The sequence below is a fragment of the Streptomyces sp. NPDC006551 genome (genome assembly GCF_040611675.1).
Classification (GTDB): domain Bacteria; phylum Actinomycetota; class Actinomycetes; order Streptomycetales; family Streptomycetaceae; genus Streptomyces.
On record NZ_JBEXOT010000051.1, the window covers coordinates 1 to 12,581 of the forward strand.

Consider the following 12,581-nt stretch of genomic DNA (forward strand, 5'->3'; position numbering starts at 1 on the left):
GAGCCGTTGTCGTCGAGGACGCGGACGGCGACGATCTTGGCCTTCTTGGCGACGCCGTTGCGGACGATCGTCCGCACCGGCCCTCCGGTGTTTCGCCGTTCAGCCCTCCGCCGGTACCGGGGCGTGGCGCGGTACCGGCCCCGCGTCGGGGGCGCGGCGTGGCGCGGGGCCGGGGTCCGGGGCATGGACGGGGGCCGGGATCGGCTCCGGCGCGGAGTCCGGGACGGCCTCGACCACCGCCGACGTGGCGGTCTGGCGCTCCGGGAGAAGCTCCAGGACGGCCTGGCGGTGCGCCTCGCTCGTCGCGTCGTCGTACGGGTCGGGCGTCGCCGGCACCTGGAGCCGCAGCACCGGGCCCGTACCGAGGCGGGCGTAGCCGCGGCCCGGCGGGACGACCGGGATCGGCGTGGTGTGCGGCTCGACGCCGAGGACGGACTCGATCTGCGCGGGGGAGGCGGGGCCGAGCACGACGCGGGCGCGCGTGTGCGTGATCACCGCCTCGTTCAGGTTGTCCACGCTGTCGAACTGTTCGGTCACCACGACCGTGACCTGGGCGGCCCGCCCGTGCCGGAGCGGCACCTGGAGCAGGTCCTGGGGGTCGGTGCGGCCGTCGGCCGCCGCCAGGTGCCCGAGGATGCTCGGCCGGTCGAGAAGGATCCAGAGCGGCCGCCGGGTGTCGTCGGGGGCCGGATGGCCCGCCTGGCGGGCCCGGTTCGCCGCGATCAGCCGTCGCTCGGTCTCATGCGCGGCCCACTCCAGGCTCGCGAGGGCCCCGGCGAGGCCGCACTCGACGGCCAGGACCCCGGCGCGGCCGGTCAGACAGGCGTACTCGCCGGTGCCGCCGCCCTCGATGATCAGTACGTCGCCGTGCGGCAGGGCCTGCAGGGCGATGGAGCGCAGCAGGGAGGTCGTGCCGCTGCCGGGCTGACCGACGGCCAGTAGATGCGGCTCGGTGGAGCGGGGCCCGGTGCGCCAGACCACGGGGGGCGCGTCGGCCGGGCCGTCGGCCGTGAGCACCGGCACGGTCCGCTGCACGGCGTCCGCGTCGGTGAAGCCGAGGACCGTCTCGCCGGGCACGGTGACGAAACGCTGTGCGGCGATCGTGGTGGGCAGTGCGGGCAGGACGCTCATGACGAGCTGGTTGCCCTCCTCGTCCCAGTCGAAGAGGTACTCGCGCCCGCGCCCCGACTTGGCGCGCAGCAGCTGCTCGATCCGGGCGCGGGAGGCGGCCTCCCCGTCGGTGAAGTAGGCGGGGTACTTGATCCGCAGGCGGGTGAGGCGCCCGCCGTCGTCGAAGGCGTGATCGCCGAACGCGCCGCTCCAGTCGCCGCCGTGGGCGAAGAGCGGGGCCGGGTCCTCGGGGACGGAGAAGTACGGCACCAGCGCCTCGTAGAGGCCCTTGAGCCGCTCGATCTCGCCCTCGTCGGGTCCGGTCTTCACGACCGGACGCTCCCGCCCCTTCCACGCGGCCGCCGCCATCACCGAGACGAGCGCGAGGAGCGGCCCGTACGGCATGAGGGCGACGACGAGAACGCAGGCCGCGACCAGGAACAGCGTGGGACCGCGCCGCTCCTTGGGAGTGGCGGCCCACCTGGCGCGCGCGGTCGCGGCCAGCTTCCGCAGACCACGCGTGATGGTGATCAGCGGATGGAGCACATCGGTGGCGTTGTCGGCGGCCGTGCGCGCGATCTCTCGACTGCGAGCGATCTGGGCGCTGCCGCTGCTCAGAATGCGGGGGAGTGGTCGCCGGGCCACGTCGTACTCCTGGAGTTGTGGAAGGGGCTGAGGGGCGTCAGAAGTTGATCCCGCCCAGCAGGCTGGCGAGACTCTGGCCGCCCGCGGTGATGCTGGGGGCGATGGCGGTGCCCGCGAGGTAGAACCCGAAGAGCGAGCAGACGAGGGCGTGGGATGCCTTGAGGCCGTCCTTCTTGAAGAACAGGAAGCAGATGATGCCGAGCAGGACCACGCCTGAGATGGACAGGATCATGAGGAGTTCTCCTGGTTGAGGGGACAGTCACCATGAGTCCTTCCAAGTTCACAGGAAGTATCTATACGATTAAAGGTGCATACGGGTGAAAAGCGGGCGATTTCACTTGACTGGCGGAGGCGGGAGTTCCGCCGACTGGCGAAACGCGCCGAGAGTGCCGGTCGGGGCGGGCTTCGCACCAGGGTCGAGCTGCGGTGATCCTTGCCTCGGACGGCCCGCTCCATGTCGCGGCACGGGCAGTACCCTGTCGATTCACTCGTACGGCCGCGCTTGCCGTGTGCAGGTCAAGAGTGGTACGGGCGCGGCTCACGAGCGGATCCGAAGAACGAGAAGAACGAACGAAAAGGTGGACACGTCGATGAGCGAGACTCCGGACCCCGAGGTCATCGAGCTGGCCGGCAAGGTCTTCGACCTGGCACGCACCGGGGATACCGAGACGCTGGCCGCCTACGTCGACGCGGGCGTCCCCGCGAACCTCACCAACGACAAGGGTGACTCCCTGGTCATGATCGCCGCCTACCACGGTCACGCCGACGCGGTGACCGCCCTGCTCGCCCGCGGCGCCGACGCGGACCGCGCCAACGACCGAGGACAGACCCCGCTCGCCGGCGCGGTCTTCAAGGGCGAGGACGCCGTCGTCCGCGCGCTGCTCGCCGGCGGGGCAAATCCGGAAGCAGGGACTCCGTCCGCGGTGGATACCGCGCGGATGTTTGGGAAGGCAGAACTCCTGGAACTGTTCGGCGCCTTGTGAAGCGGCGGGCAACGGGCGCTGAACCCCAGGTGAGAGCGGTGTCGTAAATGTGGTCGCGGTGGCGAAATGGCTGGGTCATCATGACGTCGGGCCCGCAAGGGGCCACCGACGAGAGGCAGAGGAAGATGGTCAACACCAAGCGAAGGACGACGGGCGGCCCTCCATGTTGCTGCGCGGCCTAGGCGATCACCAGTACCCGGTCTCCCCGGGTTCGTCGACAGCTTGATGTGAGGCATCCTCCATGTTCGATCCAGTCATAGCGCCGAGCGGCACGCTGCTCGGCCTGCTGCAGAGGGGCCGCGGCGACGGCACCCTGCACGCGCTCGCCGCACCGCGCGCCGAGGCCCTCGCGGCCCTGAACCACTGTGTTCTCCACGACCCCCGCCACGACTGGCAGGTCGAGAACCGTTCCCTCTACTACGCACGCCTGTACCTCGACCTGCACGGCGGGCTCGAGGAGATCGAGAGCCACCTCTTCGGCGCCGAGGACCACTTCGACACCGAGGAGAACAGGACCGGCCTCGCGCTCGCCGTCCTCGGACACCTCGCCTCGTACGGTCGCCAGGACGCCCTCGTCCTGCTCCGGCGGTACGCCGCGACCGGCGCCAACTGGGCGTGGGCGCTCGACGAGCTCGCCCTGCGCGACGACGACGCCGGCCTGCGTTCGCTCGCCGTGCCGGTGCTCGCCCGCTTCCCGGCCACCCCGGAGGGCGACGCGGAACTGGCGAGCACCGTACGGGACGCCTTCGAGCCCCGGCCGTGGCGGCTGTGGGCGGAGGACCTGCGCGACGCCGTCGGCAGCCGGATCAGGGCCGCCCAGGAACAGGGCTCCTTCGACCGCTGGCAGCGCCAGATGCGTCCGAGCGGGCCGCGACCCGGCTGGAGCGTCCAGGCGGTCTTCGACTGGGCCCAGGAGGGCCTGGAGCGTGGCACCGTCCTGCACGGACCGGCCGCCCGCTGCCTGACCGCCGTCGCCGGACCCGAGGACCGGCCGGCCATCGTCGAGGCCGCCCGCAGCGGCCCCGACGGGGCGCGCTGCGCCGCGCTGCACTACCTCGCCGAGGCCATGGACCCCGCCGTCCTCGACCTCATCGAGGCCGCCGCGGGCGGTGGCTCCCGTACCGTCTCCGAAGCCGCCGTCTCGGCCTTCGAGCGGATGTGCGGCCCCGCCGCCGTGGACCGCGCCCGCGGCTGGGTCCACCGGCCCGACGCGCTCGGCGCCGCGGCCGCCGGTGTCCTCGCCGGCCGAGGCGGTGCCCAGGACGCCCCCCTCGTCCTCGGCGCCCTGCGCGAGACCGTCCGGGCCGAGGGCCCCGACGCCACCGCCCTCTACACCCTCGTCGACGGCGCCGGACGCCTCGGCATCGCCTGCGCGGCCCCCGTCCTGCGCCACGTCTACCGAGAGACCGCCTCCTCCCAGCTGCGCGGCCGCACGGCCCGCGCCCTCGCGGCCACCGACCCGACCTATCCGACCGGCTTCGCCGTGGAATGCCTCTGGGACTGCGAGGAGACCACGCGCGAGATCGCGGCGCTGCACGCCGAGACCGGCGACGTACGGGTGGCTGAGCGGTTGCGGCGCCTGGCCGCCGACCCGGCCGAGGAGGCCGAGGTCCAGACGGCCGTACGCAACCGCATAGGGCCGGACCTGCAGGTCTGACGCCACCGCCCCCGGGGCGGCGCGGCCTGCGGCGGGAGACCCGCCGATGTGGCCCCGCCCCGGGGGACGGACACGCCGGCAGCTGGGGGGCGGACAACGGCCGCTCCGGGGGCCGGTCAGCGGCCGCTCCGGGACACGGATGTGAGACCGGGATGGGGCACCGGCCGCTCCGGGACACGGACGCTGGACATGCCGGGTCACGGATGTGAGACCGGGATGGGGCACCGGCCGCTCCGGGTCACGGATGTGAGACCGGGATGGGGCACCGGCCGCTCCGGGACGCGGACGCTGGACATGCCGGTCACGGACGCTGGACACATCGAGGCGCGGACATCGGCCGCCCCGGAGCACGGATGCTGGACACCTCGGGCCACGGACGCCGGCCGCCCCGGGGCGGGACGCCGGGGCAAACGCTCATGGGACGTTCCCCGCCCGTCCAGATCCACGTTGGCGGGGCCACGCCGGGCGGGACGACAACACGGGTATGCGTGTCGTCATCGTCAGCGAATCCTTCCCTCCCGATGTCAATGGAGTGGCGCACTGCGCCCAGCAGACCGCTCGCCATCTCGTCCGGCGCGGTCATGACCCGCTCGTCATAGCCCCCGCCGTGCCCGGTGCGTCCGGGGCGACCGACGCGCCCGGAGCCGGTGCGTCCGGTGCGGCGGCCCTCGGAGTGGCCTCCGCGCCGGTCGGCGACATGCCGTGCCCGGTGGTCCGCGTTCCGTCCCTGCCACTGCCCGGCTATCCCCAGGTGCGCGTCGCCCTGCCCAGCCGCCGGGTGGCCGGTGCGATCGCCGCGCACCGGGCCGAGATCGTGCATCTGGCGAGCCCGTTCGTGCTCGGAGTGCGCGGCATGAGCGCCGCGACCCGGCTCGGCCTGCCCGCCGTCGCCGTCTACCAGACCGACCTCGCCGGTTACGCCCGCACGTACATGGGCGCGGGCGAAGGCGCGGCCTGGCGTCGTCTGCGGGCCGTCCACGGCGCCGCCGCCCGTACCCTCGCGCCGTCCACCGCCGCCGTCCGCGACCTGGAGAACCATGGCGTCGGACGCGTACGGCTGTGGCGGCGGGGCGTCGACACCGACCGCTTCCGGCCCGCGCTGCGCGACGAGGCGCTGCGCCGCGAACTCGCCCCCGGCGGCGAACTGATCGTCGGCTACATCGGGCGGCTCGCCCCCGAGAAGCGGGTCGAACTGCTCTCCGGGGTGTGCGCACTGCCGGGCGTACGGGTGGTGGTCGTGGGCGACGGACCCAGCGAGCCGGGCCTGCGGGCCGCGCTGCCCGGCGCGGTGTTCCTCGGCCGCCGTACCGGCTCCGATCTGGCCAGGATCTTCGCCTCGCTCGACGTGTTCGCGCACACCGGGCCGTACGAGACCTTCTGCCAGACCGTCCAGGAGGCGATGGCCGGCGGCGTCCCCGTCGTCGCCCCGGCCGCCGGCGGGCCCCTGGACCTCGTGGACCACCGACGGACCGGCCTTCTCGTCCCACCGGGCGACGCCACCGCGATACGCGACGCGATCGCCTCCCTCGCCGCCGCACCGGCCCTCCGCGCCGCCTACGGCCTGGCGGGCCGCGCCACGGTCGAGGGCCGCACCTGGGAGGCCGTCGGTGACGAACTGATCGGCCATTACCTGGAGGTCCTGCACGAGCGGACGGCGGTGGCGGCATGAACGGGTACCACGGCACGGCCGTCGGACGGCGAGTGGACCATGCGGCGACGCCCGCGCCGGAGGTGACCGGAAGCGGCCCGGCTGCCGGTCGGCACGCGGATCGCGGGGAGACACCTGCGCCGGGCGCTGCCAGGGGTGGCACGGGCGTGGCCGGAACGTCCGTCGTTCCGGCACCTGCACACGTTACGGCCATGGGCGCGGTCGACACGGTCACGGCCGCCGGCCTCGGCATCGGAGGTGCGGCCGACAGCGGGCTCGCCCGCACCCGGGCGACGAGCCCCGCCGTGACGGACGCCGCCCCGGCGGGCGGCCGCGTGGGGCGGCCGCTGCGTATCGTCCGGCTCGCCAACTTCGTCACGCCCACCTCGGGCGGACTGCGAACCGCCCTCGAACAGCTCGGCCGGGGCTACCTCGCCGCCGGGCACGAGCCCGTCCTCATCGTCCCCGGCGACGTCGCGAGCGACCACGTCACCGAGCAGGGCCGGATCATCACCCTCCCCGGTCCCGTTCTTCCCGGCACGGGCGGCTACCGCGTGCTCGCCGACCGGCGCCGGCTGCGCCGGATCCTGGACACGCTCGCCCCCGACCGGCTGGAGGTCTCGGACCGAACGACCCTGCGCTGGACGGGAGAGTGGGCCCGGCGATCCAGGGTGCCGTCGGTGATGGTCTCCCACGAGACCGCGGACGGCGTGCTGCGCACCTGGGGCGTGCCGGAGGCGGCCGCCACGCGCGCGGCGGACCGTCTCAATCGCCGCAGCGCGTGGGCGTACTCGCGGATCGTGTGCACCACGGAATGGGCGGAGAGGGAGTTCGTACGGATCGGGGCCCGCAACGTCGTCCGGGCGCCGCTCGGCGTGGACCTGCGGCGCTGCCGCCCGGGCCGGCGCAGCACCGTGCTGCGGGCCAAACACGTGGACGGCGAGCGGGTCCTGCTCCTGCTGTGCTCGCGGCTCTCGGTGGAGAAGCGGCCCGGGACCGCCCTCGACGCCCTCGCCGAGCTACGCGGCCGTGGGATCCGGGCGGCGCTGGTCGTGGCGGGTGACGGGCCTCTGCGGGGCGCGCTGGAGCGACGGGCACGGGAGGAACGGCTGCCGGTGCGGTTCCTCGGGCATGTCGCTGACCGCGAGGCCCTCGCCGACCTCCAGGCCGCCGCCGACGTGTGCCTGGCGCCGGGGCCGGCGGAAACCTTCGGCCTCTCGGCGCTGGAGGCCCTGGCCTGCGGCACTCCTGTCGTCGCCAGCGCCTCCTCCGCCCTGCCCGAGGTCCTCGGCGACGCGGGCGCCTGCGCCCCGGACGACCCGGCCGCCTTCGCCAGGGCCGTCCTGGATCTGCTCAACCGACCCGAGCCCGAGCGCCGGGCCGCGGCACGCGCGCGTGCCGAACTCTTCGGCTGGAACCGCTCGGTCGCCGCCTTCCTCCAGGCCCACGACGCGGCCCCGGCCACGCTCCGCTTCCCGACGAGAGGGGTGCGCCCGTGACGACCTCGGCTCCGTCGACCCCGGCTGTCCCAGGCGACAGTCGCCGGCCCGCCCCGCCGCCCTCACCGCCGGCCGACGCTCCCACCGATCCTGTCGCCTCCGTCGCCTCCGTGCCGGTGTCCGGGCGGTCGGCCGCCGGCCAGTCCGCCGTCGAGCCCGCTGTCTCCGTGCCGGTGTCCGGGCGGTCGGCAGCCGACCAGTCCGCCGTCGAGCCCGCTCTCTCCGTCCCGGCTCCCAGGCGGCCGACCGCCGACCAGTCCGCCGTCGACGGGGTCCCCCTCGCCCCGTCGGCCGCCACCCCTGTCGCCTCTGCGCCGGCATGCCGACGGCCGACCGTCGACCGGCAGCAGGCCGACCGCCCCGCCACCCGAGCACACGTCGTCGCGCGGCCCGTCGCCGCGGCCGTCGCCGTACCCATCGGTGCTCACCCGGTACCGGCGCCGAGGCTTCCCGCTCCTCGGCGTGCGGGTGCCGCGACCGCCGCCCCCGCCCACGCGCGCGTGGTCCCGCCCCCGCCCCCGTTCCCTTCCCGCGGGCCGCTCCGCTTCGCCGCCCTCGGGGACTCCCTCTCCGAGGGGGTCGGCGACCGGGTCGACGGAGCCTGGCGCGGCTGGGCCGCGCTGCTCGCGGCCGGGCTCGGGGGGCCCGCCCAGCACGTCGACTTCCGGAACTTCGCCGTCAGCGGGGCGCAGAGCCGGGACGTGGCCGAGGAGCAGGCCGCTGCGGCGACGGCCTTCCGGCCCGATCTCGCGTCCGTCGTCGTCGGCGTCAACGACACCCTGCGCCGCACCTTCGACATCGAGCGATTCGCCCGGCGCCTCGACCGTGTCTGCGGGGACCTCGCCGGACTCGGAGCCGTACTCCTCACGGCCTGTCTGCCCGACCCCGGCCGGATGCTCGGCCTCCCCGCGCCGCTCGCCCGCCCCCTGGCGCGCCGCCAGAAGGCCGTCAACACCCTCGTCCACGCCGTGTCCGCCCGTTACGGCGCGGTCCATCTGCACCTCGCCGACCTCGCGTGGACCGACGACCGCAGCCTGTGGAGCGCCGACCGGCTGCACCCGGGCGAGCGCGGTCACCGCGCGATCGCCGCGGGTTTCCACGCGCTCCTCGCCGCCCAGGGTCTCGCCCAGGGCGCGCCGCCCTCGCCCGAGCCCGATCAGCGGCCGCCCAGCCGCGCGGACGCCCTGCTCTGGCTGGCCACGGCCGGCACCGGCTGGGTCGCCCGCCGCTGCCACGACCTGCTGCCCCAACTCCTCCAGCTGGCCGGAATCGAGCTGCGGCACTGGGCGGCGGGCACCGACGCCCTCCTCGACCGCCGTGCCGAACAGGCCCTGGCCGCCGCCATCGCGGCGGTGTCCCTGGAGGGCGCGACGGCCACAATGGGGAAATGAGCGGGCGCTGGGAGTTCTGGATCGACCGTGGCGGCACCTTCACCGACGTCGTGGGCCGGCGGCCCGACGGCCGGCTCGTCACCCGCAAGCTCCTCTCCCACGACCCCTCCCGTCCCCGGGACGCGGCCGTCGCCGGAATCCGGCTCCTCCTCGGACTCGGCCCCGACGACCCCGTCCCCGCCGACGAGATCGACGTCGTCAAGATGGGTACCACCGTCGCCACCAACGCCCTTCTGGAACGCCGCGGCGAGCCGACCGTCCTCGTCGTCACGGAGGGCTTCCGCGACGCCCTGCGCATCGCCTACCAGAACCGGCCCCGGCTCTTCGACCGCCACATCGTGCTTCCCGAGGCCGTCCACGAACGGGTCGTCGAGGTACCCGAGCGCGTGGACGCCCACGGGCACGTGGTGAGACCGCTCGACGAGGACGCCGTCACCGAGGCGCTGAAGGCCGCCCACCGCGACGGATACCGCTCCGTCGCCGTCGTCCTCATGCACGGCTACCGCCACCCCGCCCACGAGGCCCGGATCGCCGGCATCGCCCGAGTGCTCGGCTTCACTCAGATCAGCTGCTCCCACGAGGTCAGTCCACTCGTCAAACTCGTGCCTCGGGGGGACACCACCGTCGTCGACGCCTACCTCTCCCCGATCCTGCGCCGCTACGTCGACGAGGTGGCACGCGAACTCGCCGGTGTCCGGCTGATGTTCATGCAGTCCAACGGTGGCCTGCGCGAAGCCGCCCACTTCCGCGGCAAGGACGCCGTCCTGTCCGGTCCGGCCGGCGGGGTCGTCGGCATGGCCCGCACGTCCGGGCAGGCGGGCTTCGACCGGGTCATCGGCTTCGACATGGGCGGCACCTCCACCGATGTGTCGCACTACGCGGGCGAGTTCGAGCGTGAACTCGGTACACAGGTCGCGGGCGTGCGGATGCGTGCTCCGATGATGAGCATCCACACCGTCGCCGCCGGCGGCGGTTCCGTCCTCCACTACGACGGACGGCGCTACCGCGTCGGCCCCGACTCAGCGGGCGCCGCCCCCGGGCCCGCCTGCTACCGCCGCGGCGGCCCCCTGACCGTCACCGACGCCAACGTCATGCTCGGCCGTGTCCAGCCCGCCCACTTCCCCGCCGTCTTCGGCGAGACCGGCGACCAGCCGCTCGACACCGCCGTCGTACGGGAGCGGTTCACGGCCCTCGCCCAGCGGGTCGGCGGCGGCCGCACCCCCGAGCAGGTCGCCGCCGGCTTCCTGGAGATCGCGGTCCTCAACATGGCCAACGCGGTCAAGAAGATCTCCGTCCAGCGCGGGCACGACGTCACCCGTTACGCCCTCACCAGCTTCGGCGGCGCCGGCGGCCAGCACGCCTGCGCCGTCGCCGACGCCCTGGGAATCGACACCGTCCTCGTACCGCCGCTGGCCGGTGTCCTCTCCGCGTACGGCATCGGCCTCGCCGACGCCACCGCCATGCGCGAACGCTCCGTCGAGGCGGAGCTCGACGGACCGGAGACGCACGCGCGCGTGCGTGCCCTCTGCGCCGAACTCGCCGACACGACCCGGGCGGAGCTGCGCGCGGACGGTCTCGCGGACTCCGCCGTCACCACCCACGCGCGCGTACTGCTGCGTTACGCCGGCACGGACGCGAGCCTCCCGGTCGACCTCGCCTCCCCGGCGGAGATGACCGCCGCGTTCACCGCCACCCACCGCGCGCGGTACGCCTTCACCATGGACAGGCCCCTGGTCGTCGAGGCGGTCTCGGTGGAGGCCGTGGGCCTCACCGGGCCCCATGGCCCGGTGGTCGTCGACGCGGGGGATCGCACGAAAGAACCTGCGGCCCGGGCGACGGTTCGGATGTACAGCGGCGGCAGCGCCGCGGACACGCCGCTGTACCGAAGGGAGGACCTGCGCCCCGGCGACACCGTCACCGGCCCCGCGATCCTGGCCGAGGCCGACGCCACCACCGTCGTCGACGCGGGCTGGCAGGCGACCGCCGCGGACGGCGGACACCTCGTCCTCGCGCGCGTGCTGCCCCGGCCCGGGCGGGTCGCCGTCGGCACGGAGGTCGACCCCGTCCTCCTGGAGGTCTTCAACAGCCTCTTCATGGCGATCGCCGAGCAGATGGGCGTACGCCTGGAGAACACCGCCCACTCCGTCAACATCAAGGAGCGCCTCGACTTCTCCTGCGCGCTCTTCGACGCCGAGGGCAACCTCATCGCCAACGCGCCCCACATCCCCGTCCACCTGGGCTCGATGGGCGAGTCCATCAAGGAGGTGCTGCGCAGGCGCGGCGACTCGCTGCGACCCGGTGACGTCTACGCGATCAACGACCCCTACCACGGCGGCACCCACCTCCCGGACATCACGGTGGTGACACCGGTCTTCGACGACACGGGAGCCGAACTCCGCTTCCTGGTCGCCTCGCGCGGACACCACGCCGAGATCGGCGGCATCACCCCCGGCTCGATGCCCGCGTTCAGCCGGACCGTCCACGAGGAGGGCGTCCTCTTCGACAACTGGCTTCTCGTACGGGACGGACGGCTGCGGGAGGCGGAGACACGGGCGCTGCTGACCGGCGCGCGGTACCCCTCGCGCGACCCGGACACCAACCTCGCCGACCTGCGCGCCCAGATCGCCGCCAACGAGAAGGGCATCGAGGAACTGCGCAAGACGGTCGACCAGTTCGGCCTCGACGTCGTCCACGCGTACATGCGGCACGTACGCGCCAACGCCGAGGAGTCCGTCCGGCGGATCGTCGCGGGGCTGCGCGACGGCTCGTACCGCTACGAGACGGACAGCGGCGCGATCATCCAGGTCGCCGTGCGCGTCGACCGCGAACGGCGCTCCGCCGTCCTCGACTTCACCGGCACCTCGCCGCAGCGGCCCGGCAACGCCAACGCGCCCACCTCCGTGGTCATGGCCGCCGTCCTGTACGTCTTCCGGACCCTCGTCGACGACGACATCCCGCTCAACAGCGGCTGCCTGGAGCCCCTGGAGATCAGCGTCCCGCCCGGCTCGATGCTCGCGCCCACCCACCCCGCCGCGACCGTCGCGGGCAACGTCGAGACCTCCCAGGCGATCACCGGCGCTCTGTACGCGGCCCTCGGCGTCCAGGCCGAGGGCTCGGGGACGATGAACAACGTGACCTTCGGCAACGCGCGCGTGCAGTACTACGAGACGGTGGCGAGCGGCTCCGGAGCGGGCGAGGGGTTCGACGGCGCCGACGCCGTCCAGACCCATATGACCAACTCCCGGCTCACCGACCCCGAGATCCTGGAATGGCGCTACCCGGTACGCGTGGACTCCTTCGCGGTACGCGGCGGCAGCGGCGGGGCCGGACGATGGCGGGGCGGCGACGGCGTCGAACGCCGGATCCGCTTCCTGGAGCCGATGACCGTGGCCCTGCTGACCGGCCACCGCCGCGTGCCGCCCTACGGCATGTCCGGCGGGGCGCCCGGCGCGCTCGGCGAGAACACGGTCGAACGCGCCGACGGCACCGTCGAGCACCTCGGCGGCGTCGACGCGGTCGACGTGGGCCCGGGCGACGTCCTCGTCGTGCGCACCCCGGGCGGCGGAGGATACGGGCCCCCGGCCCGGCACACCCCCGAGCCGCGATCCGGAGGCGGCTGCGCACCCGTGGAACGCTGAGACGCGACCG

The 12,581-nt window shown here is 74.2% G+C and carries 8 protein-coding genes; 6 read left to right on the forward strand and 2 right to left on the reverse strand.

From position 1 onward, the window contains the following. Positions 1-99: 99 nt before the first annotated feature. Both ABZY12_RS30020 and ABZY12_RS30025 read right to left on the reverse strand, forming a co-directional pair. Positions 100-1,755 carry a hypothetical protein gene (locus tag ABZY12_RS30020; protein WP_356895808.1) on the reverse strand — a complete coding sequence of 552 codons (1,656 nt, stop codon included), beginning with the start codon at positions 1,753-1,755 and terminating at the stop codon, positions 100-102. Positions 1,756-1,792: 37 nt separating this feature from the next. Continuing rightward, positions 1,793-1,987, reverse strand: a complete 195-nt coding sequence (locus tag ABZY12_RS30025) for a hypothetical protein (protein ID WP_158985291.1) — start codon at positions 1,985-1,987, stop codon at positions 1,793-1,795. A gap of 358 nt (positions 1,988-2,345) precedes the next feature. Between ABZY12_RS30025 and ABZY12_RS30030 the strand changes: the two genes are divergently transcribed. The 6 genes from ABZY12_RS30030 (at position 2,346) to ABZY12_RS30055 (ending at position 12,571) form a co-directional block, all read left to right on the forward strand. Further along, on the forward strand, positions 2,346-2,738 hold the full coding sequence (locus tag ABZY12_RS30030; RefSeq protein WP_356895810.1) for an ankyrin repeat domain-containing protein: 393 nt from the start codon (positions 2,346-2,348) through the stop codon (positions 2,736-2,738). A 241-nt stretch (positions 2,739-2,979) separates the two neighbouring features. Then, a complete protein-coding gene (locus ABZY12_RS30035) occupies positions 2,980-4,395 on the forward strand; it encodes a HEAT repeat domain-containing protein (protein WP_356895812.1) in 1,416 nt (471 codons plus the stop codon). 484 nt (positions 4,396-4,879) lie between these two features. Next, positions 4,880-6,064, forward strand: coding sequence for a glycosyltransferase family 1 protein (locus ABZY12_RS30040; protein WP_356895814.1), 1,185 nt, complete (start codon positions 4,880-4,882; stop codon positions 6,062-6,064). A gap of 191 nt (positions 6,065-6,255) precedes the next feature. After that, positions 6,256-7,542 carry a glycosyltransferase gene (locus ABZY12_RS30045; protein WP_356895816.1) on the forward strand — a complete coding sequence of 429 codons (1,287 nt, stop codon included), beginning with the start codon at positions 6,256-6,258 and terminating at the stop codon, positions 7,540-7,542. Between the two features lie 110 nt (positions 7,543-7,652). After that, the gene (locus ABZY12_RS30050; protein WP_356895818.1) at positions 7,653-8,933 is read left to right on the forward strand and encodes an SGNH/GDSL hydrolase family protein; all 1,281 of its coding nucleotides are present in this window, start codon (positions 7,653-7,655) and stop codon (positions 8,931-8,933) included. Continuing rightward, the gene (locus ABZY12_RS30055) at positions 8,930-12,571 is read left to right on the forward strand and encodes a hydantoinase B/oxoprolinase family protein (RefSeq protein WP_356895820.1); all 3,642 of its coding nucleotides are present in this window, start codon (positions 8,930-8,932) and stop codon (positions 12,569-12,571) included. Before ABZY12_RS30050 ends, ABZY12_RS30055 begins: the two co-directional genes overlap by 4 nt. The last annotated feature ends 10 nt before the right edge of the window (positions 12,572-12,581 follow it).

Bases quoted from the DNA above. Each gene is read 5' to 3' on its own strand.
- ABZY12_RS30045 (WP_356895816.1), top strand. From the start codon at position 6,256: ATGGGCGCGGTCGACACGGTCACGGCCGCCGGCCTCGGCATCGGAGGT.
- ABZY12_RS30035 (WP_356895812.1), top strand. From the start codon at position 2,980: ATGTTCGATCCAGTCATAGCGCCGAGCGGCACGCTGCTCGGCCTGCTG.
- ABZY12_RS30040 (WP_356895814.1), top strand. From the start codon at position 4,880: ATGCGTGTCGTCATCGTCAGCGAATCCTTCCCTCCCGATGTCAATGGA.
- ABZY12_RS30025 (WP_158985291.1), bottom strand. From the start codon at position 1,987: ATGATCCTGTCCATCTCAGGCGTGGTCCTGCTCGGCATCATCTGCTTC.
- ABZY12_RS30055 (WP_356895820.1), top strand. From the start codon at position 8,930: ATGAGCGGGCGCTGGGAGTTCTGGATCGACCGTGGCGGCACCTTCACC.
- ABZY12_RS30030 (WP_356895810.1), top strand. From the start codon at position 2,346: ATGAGCGAGACTCCGGACCCCGAGGTCATCGAGCTGGCCGGCAAGGTC.